The sequence below is a fragment of the Pseudomonas sp. GW821-FHT02B10 genome, from assembly GCF_059421865.1.
Genome location: NZ_JBWKVU010000005.1, coordinates 1 through 15,489, shown reverse-complemented (window position 1 = coordinate 15,489; position 15,489 = coordinate 1). Strand labels below are relative to the sequence as shown.

Genomic DNA, 15,489 nt, shown 5'->3' with positions numbered 1-15,489 from the left:
GTTGTTTGCGCGATCTTGCAAAAAGTCCGGTCAGCAGGCGACCTGATTCAGTGGCGCAACACAGGTCTGCCAGGCATCGGCGAAGTCCCGCAGACGTCCTTGTGGCTGGAAGATCTGCTTCCAGATACGAGCCATGCCGACCAGGTCATCGGCTTCGGGGAGCGGGGTGTTCTGCTCTTCTACCAGCAGCCAGGCGATGGCGGTGGCATAACGCAGGTTGACGGTCAATTCCAGATGCGGCCCGCTGAGGAATGCATGCTGGCTGGCCAGGCCGCGAACCAGGCTGGCGCGTTCCGGGTCCAGGGCCAGATAGTGGTCCCAGAGTGCCTGGTGGCGGGGTTCGGCGATGCGGTAGAGGCCGTGGCCTCTGCGGTCGTGCAGGGCGGAGCCGAGGGCGGATTGACTGGCGGCGATGCCTAGCAGCAATGATTCTGCGGTGCGACTGTGGTTGCCCAGATAGATCAGGGTCGGGCGGATCACGTAGCGGCACAGTTCGCTGGCGGCAATACCCATAAAGCCCTCGAAGCGTGAAGTGGCCGGCGAGGCCTGATGGGGGAGCTTGGCAGCGATGGATCGGTCAGGCTCGCCGGAAGCGGATCATGCCGCTTGAGTTGAAGTGTAGTGTCATATCGTTGCTGTAAAGGCCTGTTTTTAAAATATTTCCGGCTTCCTGTTATAACCGTTATACCGGATGGTGCTTTAGCCGAAGGCGGGAAAATCGAAATAACAGGTAATAAAAAGCCCCGCTATTCAGGCGGGGCTTCGGGTTTTCAGCGCTCTGGCGTCTCAGGCGGTCAGGGCCTGACGGGTGCGCTCGATCACCGCTTGCAGCGGCTCGGCGCTGGAATACTGATCGGGGTACAGGCGTTCGCTGTGACGAGCGATACCGTGTTCGTTGACCAGGGTGAAGCTGAAGCAGCCTTTGCGAGCGGCCATGATCAGGCAGTTCATTGGAGCAAAAGCATTGGTAAGGGTGCGAATGGCATCCTGAGTCTGGATTTGAGTAGACATAGTTATTGGGTGTTCCTACAAATGACACGGTTAAGAACCGTGCAACGTTAAAACGTTCCAGTAACGCCGACCACCATTGGTCGAACGAAGAACCCGACTGGAACAAAGCAGCCAGTTGGAAGCGCTTTATCAAGTGCGCGCTAGGGCTGGCAGGTAGGTACTTAGGAGGGCAGGCAATCACGGCAGGGGTTAAGGTTCTGGGCCCCAGGTGAAGATCCTGATCAATTTGCAGGTTGGTTCGGTCAGAGTAAAAAGGGCTTCGCGACATCCTTTGCAATGTGTTCAAAGGCAGTGTCGGCGAAAGCTTTACCTGGAAACCAGCGAGGTGGTCGATCCCATGTAGTCGGTAGAAACTTCTCTTCAGGGAAGCTGAACCGGGGGACTTGTTCGACCAGAATTGACTTTCAGCTTGGTACTAACGCTGTGGATGATAACGGATTGATGTAGCTGGTGCAAGTGTGTTAGGCAAAATGGTTATGAGCGTCACAGGGGCGAGGTCGTGAACGAGGCCGGCCTTTCCACCGTAGTTGAGCAGAAAGTTGTTACTGGAGCTTGGGTCTTCGCTGCTGTTCTCCCGTGAATGGGCGAAAAAGGTGCACCGATATAACCGGATCAAGGGTACTTGTGCACAATAGTTGCGCGGACTGTCACCGGCCTGTCACCTCACCTGTCGAGCCCTCCAATGCCTGTGATGAAAATTTAAGTCAATGAAAAACATCGGTTTTTTTTACTGGTGAAAAAATCGTCAGTTTGACTGCGGGCCCCGTCCCATGCGGCTTTCGGAGACTTGTAGGGTGGTTGTCCACTGAGTTATCCACAGCTTCTGTGGATTGTCCCAAGCGCTTGCTCTAGTACGGGCGTGCCGAGTTTTTTCGACTTTACGCGTGTGAAAAAAGGAGTAGAGTGGCGCGCCCTCCGATCTGCCCTACAGTGCTTTATGAAGTTTCGCTCAGTGTCACCTTCTGTTACCTCTGCCTCTTCCAGTGTTACCGAGCCCAAGCGTTTTTCGTTACGTGTGGCCATGTGGCTGCTCGACAGCCCGCGCCTGGGTGATAACCGGAACGTCAAGCACTTTGCCGGGCATTTGCTCAAGCAGCCTGCCCGGGAAGGGGTAGTGGCGGCGCAGAGCCGTCTCGGCCAACTGATGTGCCGCGAATGCGGCAACGCCCGCGATCGGCGGATCGGTCATGACCTGCTGCGCCAGGCGGCACGGGCTGGCGATCGCCGCGCCCAGCTGGAGCTTGGCCAGATCGAAGACTGAGCTGTCCAAGCCTCGGTCCCTTGGTTAACCTTCAAGCTTTATTTCACTGTCTGGAGTGGCTATGGCTATGGACTTGACCAGCGTACTGCTCGGTCTGGCAGGCGCGGCATTGCCCTTGGTGGCGCTCGCCTGGCAACTGCAACGCCGTCTGAGCTCCCGCCAAACCGAACTGTTCCTGCTGGAGGAACGCCTGGCCACGGCGTTGCTGGCGCAGGATGGCTTGAACGCCCAACTGGATGCCTGTCGCGACGAGATCAGCGACCTGGGCCAGGCCAATGCCGTGAAGCAGGCCGACCTGGCGGCGGTGCGCCGAGAAGTCGAGTTGTTGCAGATCGAGCGCGACAACGCCCGTGATGCCGCCCACGCCTGGAACCTTGAACGGACCAACAAGGAAGCTGAACTGCGGCGCCTGGACGCCCAGGCCGCGTCATTGAATGCCGAGTTGCGCGAGCAGCAGGAAAGCCACCAGCAGCGCCTGAGCGACCTGCAAGGCTCGCGGGACGAGCTGCGGGCGCAGTTCGCCGAGCTGGCGGGCAAGATCTTCGACGAGCGTGAGCAGCGTTTTGCCGAGAACAGCCAGCAGCGTCTCGGACAATTGCTCGACCCGCTCAAGGAGCGCATCCAGTCCTTCGAGAAGCGGGTCGAAGAGAGTTATCAGGCCGAAGCGCGCGAGCGTTTTTCCCTCGGCAAGGAGCTCGAGCGCCTGCAACAGCTGAACCTGCGCTTGAGCGACGAGGCGACCAACCTGACCCGTGCGCTCAAGGGCCAGAAAACCCAGGGCAACTGGGGCGAGCTGATTCTCGAGCGGGTACTGGAGCATGCCGGCCTGGAGAAGGGCCGTGAGTACCAGACCCAGGTCAGCCTCAAAGGGCCCGACGGCGAGCGTTTCCAGCCCGACGTGCTGATCATGCTGCCCGGCGACAAGCAGGTGGTGGTGGACTCCAAGGTCAGCCTGACCGCCTACCAGCAGTTTGTCGCGGCGGACGATGAAGTGATCGGCCAGGCGGCGCTGAAGCAGCACGTACTGTCCTTGCGCAATCACGTCAAAGGCCTGGCCGGTAAGGATTACAAGCGTCTGGAAGGCTTGCACAGTCTGGATTTCGTGTTGCTCTTCGTGCCCATCGAGGCAGCTTTTTCCGCTGCCTTGCAAGCCGAGCCCAACCTGTTCCAGGAAGCCTTCGACCGCAATATCGTGATCGTCAGCCCGACCACCTTGCTGGCTACCCTGCGAGTGATCGACAGCCTGTGGAAGCAGGAGCGGCAGAGCCAGAACGCCCGGGAAATCGCCGAGCGCGCCGGTTGGCTGTACGACAAGTTCGTGTTGTTCATTCAGGATCTGGATGAAGTCGGCAATCGTCTGCAGCAACTGGACAAGGCCTACAGCGCCGCGCGCAACAAGCTGACCGAGGGGCGTGGCAACCTGGTCAGCCGCAGCGAGCAACTGCGGTTGCTCGGGGCGCGTGCCAGCAAGAGCCTGCCGGCGGACCTGCTGGAGCGGGCGATGACCGATGCCGACGGCGCGTTGCTTGAACTGCCGGATTGATTCGAGAGCGGGCTATCAGAGCGGCAGGTGCCGGCTCAGCAGCGCCCGCAACGCCGCGGGCTTCACCGGCTTGGCCAGGTAGTCCAGCCCAGCGGCGTGCACCTCGGCGACCATCTCGGGGCGCCCGTCGGCGCTGATCACCACGCCTGGCACCGGGTCACCCAACTGGGTACGCAGCCAGGCCATGACCTCGGTGCCGGTTTCGCCATCGTCCAGGTGATAGTCCACCAATGCCAGTTGCGGGCGCACGCCATCATTGAGCAGCGCCGCGCATTCTTCGCGGTTACGCGCGGTCCAGACCTGGCAGCCCCAGCGGCTGAGCAGGCTGTTCATGCCGATCAGGATGCTGTCTTCGTTGTCGACACACAGTACCTGGGCGCCGGACAGCAGATGGCCGTTAAGTTCGGCCACTTGCCTCGGTGTGCTGACGGCCGCCTTGGCCAAAGGCACGCTGACACTGAAGACGCTGCCCTTGCCCGGCCAGGAGCGCACTTGCAGGCCGTGACCGAGCACGCGACACAGCCCGTCGGCGATCGCCAACCCGAGGCCCAGGCCTTTTTCGGCGCGGGTCTGGTGGCTGTCGAGGCGTTTGAATTCTTCGAAGATCACTTGCTGCTTATCCAGCGGAATCCCCGGTCCACGGTCCCAGACTTCCAGGCACAGCTGGTTGCCGCGGCGGCGCACGCCCAGCAGCACAGGCCCCTTGGCGTAACGGAAGGCATTGGTCAGGAAATTCTGCAGAACCCGGCGCAGTAGCTTGATGTCGCTGTCGACCCTGAGACGGCTGCCGCGCAGGCGGAATTTCAGGCCTTGCTCCTGGGCCAGCACCTTGAATTCGGCCCCCAGGGTATCGAACAGTTCGTTGAGCACGAACGGCTTGCGCTCCGGATTGATCTTGCCGTTTTCCAGGCGGGAGATATCCAGCAGGTCGCTGATCAGGTCTTCGGCAGAGCGCAGGGAGCTGTCCAGGTGCTGGACCAATTGCTGGGCTTCGGCGGACAAACCGTCGTCCTGGTGGGAGAGGGCGGCGGAGAACAGCCGGGCGGCATTCAGCGGTTGCATCAGATCGTGACTGACCGCTGCCAGGAAACGGGTCTTGGATTGGTTGGCGGCCTCGGCGGTGCCCTTGGCCTCGGTCAGCGCGGCGTTCAGTTGCGACAGTTCGTGGGTTCGCTCGGCGACCCGCTGCTCCAGGCCTTCGTTGGCTTCGGTGAGGGCCTGTTCGGCTTCGCGGAACGGGGTGATGTCGGTGAAACTCATGACAAAGCCGCCGCCGGGCATCGGGTTGCCGATCAACTCGATCACCCGGCCATTGGGGAACAGCCGTTCGGAGGTGTGGGCGCGGCCCTGGCGCATCCAGTGCAGGCGGCGGGCGACATGCACTTCGGCCTCGCCCGGCCCGCACAGGCCTCGTTCGGCGTTGTGGCGGATGATGTCGGCGATCGGCCGGCCGACGCTGATCAGCCCGTCCGGGTAGTTGAACAGCTCCAGGTAGCGACGGTTCCAGGCCACCAGCCTGAGGGACTGGTCGACCACGCTGATGCCCTGGCTGATGTTCTCGATCGCCCCTTGCAGCAAGGCCCGGTTGAATTGCAGCACTTCAGAGGCTTCGTCGGCGATGCGCACCACGTCTTCGAGCTGCATCTCCCGCCCTTCGATGGCGGCCTTGACCACCGCGCGGGTGGACGATGCGCCGAGCACGCCGGCCAGCAGGCGTTCGGTGTGGGCGATCCATTCGCCGTCGGCGTTCTGGTTGGGGTTGAAGCCTTTGCCCTGGCGGTAGGCAAAGCGGATGAAGCTCTGGCGGGCCCGTTCTTCCCCGACAAATCGCGCGGCGAGCTTGAGCAGGTCGTCGATCTGTACCGAGAGCATCGATCGGGCGCTGGGGCGGCCGCTGATTTCCTGGCCGATGAAGCGCCCGGCCTGCCAGTGTTCCGAAACCCGGGTACGCGACAGCACCGAGACCCAGGCGAACAGGGTGAAGTTGCCGGCCAGCGACAGCACCACACCTTGGGTCAAGGGTGTGATCGGCAGGTTCAGCGGATTGCCGTGCAGCCAGGCCAGGCCCGGGAAGCTGTTCAGCGACCAGCCCAGGCTGTGGGCGGCGATCGGCAGGACCAGGGTGTAGAACCACAGGAAAGTACCGGCCGCCAATCCGGCGAACACGCCGCGGCGGTTGGCCTGCTTCCAGTACAGCGCGCCGAGCATGGCTGGGGCCAGTTGGGTCACCGCGGCGAAGGCGATCTGGCCGATGGTCGCCAGGCTCGCGGTGGAGCCCAGCAGGCGGTAGCTGACATAGGCCAGCAGCAGGATGACCACGATGCTGACCCGGCGCACCGAGAGCATCCAGTGGCGGAACACTTCGAAAGGCCGTTCGGCACTCTGCCGGCGCAGCAGCCAGGGCAGCAGCATGTCGTTGGAGACCATGGTCGACAGGGCCACGCTGGCGACGATCACCATGCCGGTGGCGGCCGACGCGCCACCGATGAAGGCCAGCACGGCCAGGGCTGGATGGGCCTGGGCCAGGGGCAGGCTGATGACGAACGAATCCGGCAGCACCGAGCTGGGCAGCAGCATCTGCCCGGCCAGGGCGATCGGCACCACGAACAGCGCGGCCAGGGCCAGGTAGGCGGGAAACACCCACTTGGCCAGGCGCAGGTCCTGGGGCTCGATGTTCTCCACCACGGTGACGTGGAACTGCCGCGGCAGGCAGATGATCGCCATCATGGCGACGCCGGTCTGCACCACCATCGACGGCCAGTTGATGGTTTCTTCCCAGTACTGCTCCAGGCGCGGGGCGAGCATGGCCTGGCTGAACAGGTCGTCGAAACCGTCGTACAGGCCATAGGTGACAAAGGCGCCGACCGCGAGAAAGGCCAGCAGCTTGACCAGGGATTCGAAGGCAATCGCCAGCACCATGCCGCGGTGGTGCTCGGTGGCGTCGAGGTTGCGGGTACCGAAGACGATGGTGAACAGCGCCAGGATCAGCGACACGATCAGCGCCGTGTCCTGGGCGCGGGTGCCCATGGTGTCGGCACCCGCGCCGATCAGCAGGTCCACGCCAAGCACGATGCCCTTGAGCTGCAGGGCAATATAAGGAAGCACGCCGACCAGGCAGATCAGCGCCACCACCACCGCCAGGGTCTGGGACTTGCCGTAGCGCGCGGCGATGAAGTCGGCGATGGAGGTGATGTTTTCCTGCTTGCTGATCATCACCATCTTTTGCAGGACCCAGGGCGCGAGTACCAGCAGCAGGATCGGCCCCAGGTAGATCGGCAAGAACGACCAGAGTTGCTCGGCAGCCTGGCCGACGGCGCCGAAGAAGGTCCAGCTGGTGCAATACACCGCCAGCGACAGGCTGTACACCCAGGCACGCACTCGCGGCGGCAAGGGCGCGCTGCGACGGTCACCGTAAAAGGCGATGGCGAACATGATGGCCATATAGGCCAGGGCGACGATGGCGATCAGCCCGCTGGACAGCGACATGGAAACTCCGAACATAAAGGCGCGCCGGGCGCTTCAGCCCGGTCAGACAGTCTCGCACGATGTTCGGGGTTCGTCAGTGTCGACCAAGGTATTGGCGCGGCCAGGTGTCGCAGGGGGAAGAGGGCTGCCTGTCAGGTTTTATCGCGGAAGGCGCGCTATGGAAGGTGGCTCGGAACCGGTCGGCGCGAGAGCGGCCTCAAGGCCGCAGCGCGATGTCGATCAGTTCATGCAGTTCCTGCACTTCAAGCGGTTGCGCGGCGAACAGGATGCGGAACACCGTTGGCGCTACCAGCATGTTCAACAGCCGGTCGATGCTGGGCAGGGCCGCTTCGCTGTGCCGGTGACGGTCGAGGATGATCTGCAATTGCCCGCTGAGAATGCTCACGCAATAGCCGGGCGTGCTGCTGCATTGCACGTCGCGCATCATGTTGCGCCCGGGTTCGGAGCTCATTTCGTCGAGGTACTGTTCGGCCCAGGCCCGCAGGTCGCCGCGCAGGCTGCCGGTGGCGGCCGGTTCGCTGTCCGGGCGCATGCGTTCCAGGGCGACATCCGCCAGCAGTGCCGACAGGTCGCCCCAGCGCCGGTAGATGGTCGAGGGCGTAACGCCGGCGCGGGTAGCGATTTGCGGCACGGTCAGGGTCGAGCGCTCCTGTTCTTCGAGGAGTTCCCTGGCTGCCGAGTGGATGGATTCCTGCACCCGGGCACTGCGCCCGCCCGGGCGTAAACCTTCTTTAATAGCCATGGATCGAACCTTAACACAAAGAATTTGCTTTAAGAGCGAGGCGATAGCACACTCCGCAAAAGCAAAAAATTAGCTTTAATGGAGCGTGCCCATGTCCAGTAGTGTCGACTCTTCACGGTCAAACCGTTCCAGACTGTTGTTTCTGGCGATCACCTTACTCAGTTTTCTCGCCGCTTCCAGTGTGCCGACGCCGATGTATCACCTGTATCAGGAGGTGCTGCAATTCTCGTCGGCGACCTTGACCCTGATCTTCGGCGTCTACGCCTTGAGCCTGCTGGCGGCGCTGCTGACCGTCGGCTCGCTTTCGGATTATCTGGGACGCAAGCCGGTGATCTTCGTGGCGCTGCTGCTGGACATACTGGCGATGCTGCTGTTCATCCAGGCCGACAGCGTGGCCTGGCTGATTGCTGCCCGGGTGATGCAGGGCTTCGCCACCGGCATGGCCACTAGTGTGCTGGGGGCGGCGCTGTTGGATACCGACCGCCAGCAGGGGCCGTTGGTCAACAGCGTGGCGCCCTTGCTGGGCATGGCGTGCGGGGCGATGGGCAGCGGCTTGCTGGTGGAATATGCGCCGTTGCCGCTGCAACTGGCCTACTGGTTGCTGCTGGTGCTGTTTGTCGCCCAGGCGCTGTACGTCTGGCGTTTGCCGGAGACGGTCACTGCCCAGGCTGGTGTCTGGACTTCCCTGCGGCCCTCGCTGCATGTACCGCCCCAGGCGCGACGGGCGCTGTGGTTGGCGTTACCGGTGGATGTGGCGGTGTGGGCCGTGGGTGGGTTCTTTCTGTCATTGGCGCCATCGCTGGTGCGCGCTGCGACGGGCTCGACCTCGAACCTGATCGGCGGCGGCCTGGTGGCGGTGCTGACGCTGAGCGGTGCCCTGATGATTGTTTCCCTGCGCCATCGTCCGGCCGACAAGGTTTTGCGGTTGGGCGCGAGCCTGTTGGCCGTCGGCATCAGCCTGATCCTCATCGCCGTGCACACCGCCAGCCTGCCGCTGTTCTTCCTCGGCACCCTGGTCACGGGCGGAGGTTTTGGCTCCGGGTTCCTCGGCGCTCTGCGCAGTGTGATGCCGCTGGCCTTGCCCCATGAGCGGGCAGGGTTGATGTCGGCGTTTTATGTCCTGAGTTATCTGGCGTTCTGCCTGCCGTCCCTGTTGGCGGGAAACCTGACGCACAGTTTCGGCCTGATCGCGACCACCGATGGTTATGGCGCGGTGTTGATCCTGTTGTCCCTTGGCGCTTTGCTGGGGTTGCTGCGTCAGCGAACCGCCAAGGCCTGTGTCGCCCAGGAAAGTTGAGCGCGACGCGGATGCCGGTGGTTGAAACGCAGGCAGTGTCTAGCTCTTATATTTGCAAAACAGATAACAGATAGAGAAATTACCCGTTATATAGATATTCGATCTGGTTCTACCATGGGCTCCACCTCATCGGAGGACAGGAGATCACACCATGACATGCCCCAACACCCTCAGAACCGGACGGCCCTTGAGCCAGCTGCAACATCCTCGCGAAGCCATCCGCCATTTCACCCCCAACTGGTTCGCCGCCACCATGGGCACCGGCGTGCTGGCTCTGGCGCTGGCCCAGTTGCCGCTGCGGATCCCGGGCCTGCACCTGTTGGCCGAGGGGCTGTGGCTGTTCACCATCGGGCTGTTCGTAGTGTTCAGCGTCGCTTATGCGGCACGCTGGGTAATGTTCTTCGACGAAGCCCGGCGGATTTTCGGGCACTCCACGGTCTCGATGTTCTTCGGCACCATCCCCATGGGCCTGGCCACCATCATCAACGGTTTCCTGCTGTTCGGCGTACCGCGCTGGGGTGACGGCGTGGTGCAACTGGCCGAGCTGCTGTGGTGGCTGGATGTGGCGCTGTCGCTGGCTTGCGGGGTGTTGATTCCCTACATGATGTTCACCCGCCAGGAGCACCGTATCGACCAGATGACCGCGGTCTGGCTATTGCCGGTGGTCGCGGCCGAAGTCGCCGCCGCCAGTGGCGGGCTGCTGGCGCCGCATCTGGTGGACGCGCATTCGCAACTGGTGATGCTGGTGACCAGCTATGTGCTCTGGGCCTTCTCGCTGCCGGTGGCTTTCAGCATCCTGACCATTCTCCTGCTGCGCATGGCCTTGCATAAGCTGCCTCACGAAAGCATGGCTGCCTCGAGCTGGCTGGCCCTGGGGCCGATCGGCACAGGGGCCCTGGGCATGTTGCTGCTGGGCGCGGACGCTCCAGCGATCTTCGCCGCCAACGGCATGGCCGCAATGGGCGAAATCGCCGAGGGCCTGGGCCTGGTGGCCGGTATCACCCTGTGGGGTTTCGGCCTGTGGTGGATGCTGACGGCGCTGCTGATCACCCTGCGTTACCTGCGCGACGGCATTCCGTTCAACCTCGGCTGGTGGGGGTTCACCTTCCCGCTGGGGGTCTATGCCCTGACCACCCTGAAACTGGCCGCTACCCTGAACCTGACGTTTTTCGCGGTGTTCGGCAGCCTGTTGGTCCTGGCGCTGGCACTGATGTGGCTGTTGGTGGGCAAGCGCACGCTGCAGGGCGCTTATCGTGGCGAGCTGTTCGTTTCGCCTTGCATCGCAGGATTAGCGAAATAATCCGCGAACTTTAGGTAAGGTTGTGGCCTGGATCGAAGATCGATAATCCAATAACAGCATCCAAGCCACTCAGGGACATGGAAGATGAGTCACCCCTCACAGTTCACCTTGCTTCGTACGCGGCGTTTCCTGCCGTTCTTCGTTACCCAGTCCCTCGGCGCGTTCAACGACAACATCTTCAAGCAGTCGCTGATCCTCGCCATTCTCTACAAGCTGGCCATCGAGGGTGACCGCTCGATCTGGGTCAACCTCTGTGCCTTGCTGTTTATCCTGCCGTTCTTCCTGTTCTCGGCGCTGGCCGGGCAATTCGGCGAGAAGTTCGCCAAGGACGCGTTGATCCGCCTGATCAAGCTCGGCGAGATCGTGATCATGGCCGTGGGGGCGGTGGGTTTTGTCTTCGATCACCTGTCGCTGATGCTGCTGGCGCTGTTCGCCATGGGCACCCACTCGGCGCTGTTCGGCCCGGTGAAATATTCGATCCTGCCCCAGGCGCTACGAGAGGAAGAGCTGGTGGGGGGCAACGGCCTGGTGGAAATGGGCACTTTCCTGGCGATTCTCGCTGGCACCATAGGCGCCGGGATCATGATGTCCTCCGCCCATTACGCACCGATTGTCTCGACGGCGATCATTGCCGTCGCTGTGCTCGGTTACCTCGCCAGCCGGGGCATCCCCCGGGCCGCGGCGGCCACCCCGGACATGCGTCTGAACTGGAACATCTTCAGCCAGTCCTGGGCCACCCTGCGCTTGGGCCTGGGGCAGACGCCGGCCGTGTCGCGCTCGATCGTCGGCAACTCGTGGTTCTGGTTTGTCGGGGCGATCTACCTGACGCAGATTCCGGCCTACGCCAAGGAGTGGATGCACGGCGACGAGACAGTGGTCACGCTGATCCTCACGGTGTTCTCGGTGGGCATCGCCGCCGGTTCCATGCTGTGCGAGAAACTCTCGGGGCGTAAGGTCGAGATCGGCCTGGTGCCTTTTGGCTCGTTCGGCCTGACGGTGTTCGGCCTGCTGCTGTGGTGGCATTCCGGCGGGATTGCGCCAAGCGAGGTGGGTTACAGCTGGCTCGAGGTACTCGGTCATGGCCACGCCTGGTGGGTGCTGATCGATATTCTCGGCCTGGGCATCTTCGGTGGTTTCTACATCGTGCCGCTGTATGCACTGATTCAGTCGCGGACCCCGGAGAACGAGCGGGCGCGGGTGATTGCCGCGAACAACATTCTCAACGCGCTGTTCATGGTGGTGTCGGCGATTGTCTCGATCGTCTTGCTGAGCCTGGCCAAACTGTCGATCCCGCAGCTGTTCCTGGTGGTGTCGCTGCTGAACATCGCGGTCAACGCCTACATCTTCAAGATCGTCCCCGAGTTCAGCATGCGTTTCATGATCTGGCTGCTCAGCCATTCCATGTATCGGGTCGAGCACCGCAACCTGGAGGCGATCCCGGACGAAGGCACGGCGTTGCTGGTATGCAATCACGTGTCCTTCGTCGATGCCTTGCTGATCGGCGGCGCGGTGCGGCGGCCGATTCGTTTCGTGATGTATTACAAGATCTACAACCTGCCGGTGCTCAACTTCATCTTCCGTACCGCTGGGACCATTCCGATTGCCGGGCGCAACGAGGACATCCAGATCTACGAAAGGGCGTTCACCCAGATTGCCCGCTACCTCAAGGATGGCGAGCTGGTGTGCATCTTCCCGGAAGGCAAGCTGACCGCCGATGGCGAGATCAATGAGTTCAAGGGCGGGCTGACGCGGATTCTCGAAGAGACGCCGGTGCCGGTGATTCCGCTGGCGTTGCGGGGGCTGTGGGGCAGCTTTTTCAGCCGCGATCCAAGCAAGGGACTGTTCCGCCGCCTGTGGTCGCGAGTGACCCTGGTGGCGGGTTCGGCCGTGACCGCCGACAGTGCCGAACCGGCCCGTTTGCAAACCCTGGTCGGTGAGCTGCGCGGTAGCGTGCGCTGATATCTGTAGCCGCTGCCGCAGGCTGCGCTCGCCCACAACGTGGGCGCAGGATTTTAAGATCGCTGAAGGCCTTTGGCCTTATCGCAGCCTGCGGCAGCGGCTACAGGGGGCTCATCAGGCCGCGCTGACCTTCAAGCCGATCAGCCCGGTAATGATCAGTGCCACGCTGGCCAGGCGGAACAGCGCCATGGACTCACCGAACAGAATGATCCCGGCGATCACCGTGCCGACCGCGCCGACTCCGGTCCAGATGGCATAGGCAGTGCCCAGCGGCAGTTCCTTCATGGCCAGCCCCAGCAGGCCGAGGCTGACCGCCATGGCGGCGATGGTCAGGGCGGTGGGGAGAGGGCGACTGAAACCGTCGGTGTACTTGAGGCCGACGGCCCAGCCCACTTCGAACAGGCCGGCGAAAAACAGAATGATCCAGGACATGATGACCTCCATCGATTGACGGGGTCGTCCCCAGATTAATGACTCGATCGAGCCGCGGGGTCGTCCCCGCGTTGCGCAGTATAGTGCCCATCATTAATCCGGGGATCAAGGTTTCTCCTCAGTCGCTCGCCTGCTGGGCAGCCAGTGCGCGGTCGTCCTTTTCGCTCATGCGGCGGAACCAAGTGGAAAGCAGCGCCCCGGAAATGTTGTGCCAGACGCTGAACAATGCGCTCGGCACCGCCGCCAGCGGCGAGAAGTGCGCGCTGGCCAGGGCGGCGCCGAGGCCGGAGTTCTGCATGCCGACTTCCAGGGCCAGGGATTTGCGTTGCGCCAACGGCAGCTTGAACAGGCGGCCGGTGAAGTAACCCAGCAGGTAACCGAAGCTGTTATGCAGCATCACCACGGCCATGATCAGCAGGCCGGACTCGGCGATTTTCGCCTGGCTGGCGGCCACCACCGCGGTGACGATGATCACGATGCTGATCACCGATACCAGCGGCAACACTTCCACCGCATGCCGTACCCGGTCGCCAAGCACACGCTGGGCAATCACCCCGAGCACGATCGGCAGCAGCACCACTTGCAGGATCGACCAGAACAACTCCATGAACGAGACCGGCAGCCAGGCCGAGGCCAGCAGCCAGATCAAGGCCGGGGTCAGCAGCGGCGCCAGCAGGGTGGTGACGGCGGCGATAGCCACCGACAGCGCCAGATCGCCGCGGGCCAGCCAGGTCATGACGTTGGACGACGTACCGCTCGGGCAGCAGCCGACCAGGATCACGCCGACGGCGATTTCCGGCGGCAGGTGGAAGACCTGGCACAGCAACCAGGCCACGCCCGGCATGATCACGAAGTGCGCGACTACGCCCAGGGCCACGCGCCATGGATGGCGGGCGACTTCGGCGAAGTCTTCGAGCTTCAGGGTCAGGCCCATGCCGAACATCACCAGGCCCAGCAGCGGCACGATGGCGCCCTTGAGGCCGATGAACCAGTCTGGCTGCAAGAACGCCACCACCGCGAAAATCAGAACCCAGTAGGCAAAGGTATTGCCGACAAAACGACTTAATGCTGCCAGTGCACGCATGGCCTGTTCCTTCTTATATGAAAACGCCACCGAAAGCGGTGGCGTCTGTGAGGCTCCTGCAGGAGCGAGCGGGTTGGCGATAAGGCCGGGATGCGGCCCGTCGCCAGCAAGCAGGCTGCTACAAGGTCAGATGCCTTGTGGAATCTCTTCGCCACCCAGGGCTTCGAACAGCGCCGGGAGGAAATCGCCGAAGGTCAGCATCATCAGGGTAAAGCTGGCATCCAGCTGGCCGAGGGCTTCGTCGCCGCCGTCCTGCTCCGCCTGATCCTGCAGCAGGTCCTCGAACTTCAGGCGCTTGACCGTCATCTTGTCGTCGAGCATGAAGGACAGTTTGTCCTGCCAGGCCAGGGACAATTGGGTGACCACCTTGCCGGTACTCAGGTGCAGCTGGATTTCTTCGCTGGTCAGGTCCTGGCGCTTGCAACGGACGATACCGCCGTCTTCATGGGTGTCGCGCAGCTCGCACTCGTCGAGCACGAAGAAGTCGTCGGCGGCTTGTTGGGTTTTCACCCAGTCGGTCATGATCGCGGTCGGCGCGGTCTTCACGGTCAGCGGACGCACCGGCAGGGTGCCGAGCACTTCGCGCAGGGTGGAAAGCAGGTCTTCGGCGCGTTTCGGGCTGGCCGAGTTGACCAGGATCAGGCCCTGTTTCGGCGCTATGGCGGCGAAAGTCGAGGAGCGGCGGATAAAGGCGCGCGGCAGGAATGCCTGGATGATTTCATCCTTGATCTGATCGCGTTCCTTTTTATAGACCTTGCGCATTTGCTCGGCTTCGATCTCTTCTACCTTTTCCTTGACCGCGTCGCGCACCACGCTGCCAGGCAGAATACGTTCTTCCTTGCGCGCGGCGACCAGCAGGAAGTCCTGGCTGACGTGGACCAGCGGCGCATCTTCGCCTTTGCCGAATGGCGCGACGAAACCGTAAGTGGTCAACTCCTGGCTTGCACATGGACGCGCCAGTTTGGTGGCCAGTGCGGTTTCCAGCGCCTCAGCATCAAAGGGCAGATCTTGGGTCAGGCGATAGATAAGCAGGTTCTTGAACCACATGGGGTGAGTCTCTCCTTTATACAAAGGGGGGCATTATTCTCCGCGCAGCTCCATAGGCCAACCCTCCGCTAAGCCTTTGGAAGGCCTGAAAAAATTATTTTAAAAAGTGCTTGCCAGAGTAGGGGGCGCTCCGTAGAATGCGCGCCACACCGAACGTGAAGGGTGATTAGCTCAGCCGGGAGAGCATCTGCCTTACAAGCAGAGGGTCGGCGGTTCGATCCCGTCATCACCCACCATTCGCTTTCAGTGTTACGCGCAGCGGTAGTTCAGTCGGTTAGAATACCGGCCTGTCACGCCGGGGGTCGCGGGTTCGAGTCCCGTCCGCTG

The 15,489-nt window shown here is 62.3% G+C and carries 12 protein-coding genes and 1 tRNA gene; 6 read left to right on the top strand and 7 right to left on the bottom strand.

Annotated elements, in window-relative coordinates:
* Positions 1-30: 30 nt before the first annotated feature.
* Positions 31-513 carry a hypothetical protein gene (locus AC07VU_RS12735; RefSeq protein WP_007927808.1) on the bottom strand — a complete coding sequence of 161 codons (483 nt, stop codon included), beginning with the start codon at positions 511-513 and terminating at the stop codon, positions 31-33.
* 273 nt (positions 514-786) lie between these two features.
* Complete coding sequence (locus AC07VU_RS12730) at positions 787-1,011, bottom strand: hypothetical protein (RefSeq protein ID WP_007927809.1); 225 nt, start codon at positions 1,009-1,011, stop codon at positions 787-789.
* A gap of 937 nt (positions 1,012-1,948) precedes the next feature.
* Between AC07VU_RS12730 and AC07VU_RS12725 the strand changes: the two genes are divergently transcribed.
* Positions 1,949-2,272, top strand: a complete 324-nt coding sequence (locus AC07VU_RS12725) for an SEL1-like repeat protein (RefSeq protein ID WP_037035088.1) — start codon at positions 1,949-1,951, stop codon at positions 2,270-2,272.
* Positions 2,273-2,447: 175 nt separating this feature from the next.
* Entirely contained in the window at positions 2,448-3,815 is a 1,368-nt protein-coding gene (locus tag AC07VU_RS12720) for a DNA recombination protein RmuC (protein ID WP_162136176.1), read from the top strand.
* 15 nt (positions 3,816-3,830) lie between these two features.
* On the opposite strand, the gene AC07VU_RS12715 is transcribed toward AC07VU_RS12720, so the two are convergent.
* Both AC07VU_RS12715 and AC07VU_RS12710 read right to left on the bottom strand, forming a co-directional pair.
* Positions 3,831-7,301, bottom strand: a complete 3,471-nt coding sequence (locus AC07VU_RS12715; RefSeq protein WP_495029984.1) for a hybrid sensor histidine kinase/response regulator — start codon at positions 7,299-7,301, stop codon at positions 3,831-3,833.
* Between the two features lie 196 nt (positions 7,302-7,497).
* Positions 7,498-8,043, bottom strand: a complete 546-nt coding sequence (locus AC07VU_RS12710; RefSeq protein ID WP_277589407.1) for a TetR/AcrR family transcriptional regulator — start codon at positions 8,041-8,043, stop codon at positions 7,498-7,500.
* A gap of 91 nt (positions 8,044-8,134) precedes the next feature.
* On the opposite strand from AC07VU_RS12710, the gene AC07VU_RS12705 reads away from it, so the two are divergent.
* The 3 genes from AC07VU_RS12705 (at position 8,135) to AC07VU_RS12695 (ending at position 12,599) form a co-directional block, all read left to right on the top strand.
* Positions 8,135-9,340, top strand: coding sequence for an MFS transporter (locus tag AC07VU_RS12705; RefSeq protein WP_495029983.1), 1,206 nt, complete (start codon positions 8,135-8,137; stop codon positions 9,338-9,340).
* Between the two features lie 151 nt (positions 9,341-9,491).
* Complete coding sequence (locus tag AC07VU_RS12700) at positions 9,492-10,640, top strand: TDT family transporter (RefSeq protein ID WP_495029982.1); 1,149 nt, start codon at positions 9,492-9,494, stop codon at positions 10,638-10,640.
* A gap of 84 nt (positions 10,641-10,724) precedes the next feature.
* Positions 10,725-12,599 (top strand): MFS transporter, encoded by a 1,875-nt coding sequence (locus tag AC07VU_RS12695; protein WP_495029981.1) that lies wholly within the window; start codon positions 10,725-10,727, stop codon positions 12,597-12,599.
* 114 nt (positions 12,600-12,713) lie between these two features.
* Here the strand turns inward: AC07VU_RS12695 and sugE are convergent, their stop codons facing one another.
* The 3 genes from sugE to rdgC all read right to left on the bottom strand — a co-directional run bounded on the left by sugE (position 12,714) and on the right by rdgC (position 15,162).
* Positions 12,714-13,031: a quaternary ammonium compound efflux SMR transporter SugE gene (sugE, locus tag AC07VU_RS12690; protein ID WP_007927818.1), complete on the bottom strand. Its 318-nt coding sequence runs from the start codon at positions 13,029-13,031 to the stop codon at positions 12,714-12,716.
* A gap of 118 nt (positions 13,032-13,149) precedes the next feature.
* Positions 13,150-14,115: a bile acid:sodium symporter family protein gene (locus AC07VU_RS12685; protein ID WP_274304329.1), complete on the bottom strand. Its 966-nt coding sequence runs from the start codon at positions 14,113-14,115 to the stop codon at positions 13,150-13,152.
* A 126-nt stretch (positions 14,116-14,241) separates the two neighbouring features.
* Positions 14,242-15,162 (bottom strand): recombination-associated protein RdgC, encoded by a 921-nt coding sequence (gene rdgC / locus AC07VU_RS12680; protein WP_009045083.1) that lies wholly within the window; start codon positions 15,160-15,162, stop codon positions 14,242-14,244.
* 160 nt (positions 15,163-15,322) lie between these two features.
* Here rdgC and AC07VU_RS12675 point away from each other — a divergent pair.
* Positions 15,323-15,398, top strand: a tRNA-Val gene (locus tag AC07VU_RS12675).
* Positions 15,399-15,489 lie beyond the last annotated feature (91 nt).

Excerpts from the sequence above, each read along its gene's own strand:
- AC07VU_RS12715 (WP_495029984.1), bottom strand. The coding sequence starts at position 7,301 with ATGTCGCTGTCCAGCGGGCTGATCGCCATCGTCGCCCTGGCCTATATG.
- AC07VU_RS12700 (WP_495029982.1), top strand. The coding sequence starts at position 9,492 with ATGACATGCCCCAACACCCTCAGAACCGGACGGCCCTTGAGCCAGCTG.
- AC07VU_RS12695 (WP_495029981.1), top strand. The coding sequence starts at position 10,725 with ATGAGTCACCCCTCACAGTTCACCTTGCTTCGTACGCGGCGTTTCCTG.
- AC07VU_RS12710 (WP_277589407.1), bottom strand. The coding sequence starts at position 8,043 with ATGGCTATTAAAGAAGGTTTACGCCCGGGCGGGCGCAGTGCCCGGGTG.
- AC07VU_RS12705 (WP_495029983.1), top strand. The coding sequence starts at position 8,135 with ATGTCCAGTAGTGTCGACTCTTCACGGTCAAACCGTTCCAGACTGTTG.
- AC07VU_RS12685 (WP_274304329.1), bottom strand. The coding sequence starts at position 14,115 with ATGCGTGCACTGGCAGCATTAAGTCGTTTTGTCGGCAATACCTTTGCC.
- AC07VU_RS12730 (WP_007927809.1), bottom strand. The coding sequence starts at position 1,011 with ATGTCTACTCAAATCCAGACTCAGGATGCCATTCGCACCCTTACCAAT.
- sugE (WP_007927818.1), bottom strand. The coding sequence starts at position 13,031 with ATGTCCTGGATCATTCTGTTTTTCGCCGGCCTGTTCGAAGTGGGCTGG.
- rdgC (WP_009045083.1), bottom strand. The coding sequence starts at position 15,162 with ATGTGGTTCAAGAACCTGCTTATCTATCGCCTGACCCAAGATCTGCCC.
- AC07VU_RS12725 (WP_037035088.1), top strand. The coding sequence starts at position 1,949 with ATGAAGTTTCGCTCAGTGTCACCTTCTGTTACCTCTGCCTCTTCCAGT.
- AC07VU_RS12735 (WP_007927808.1), bottom strand. The coding sequence starts at position 513 with ATGGGTATTGCCGCCAGCGAACTGTGCCGCTACGTGATCCGCCCGACC.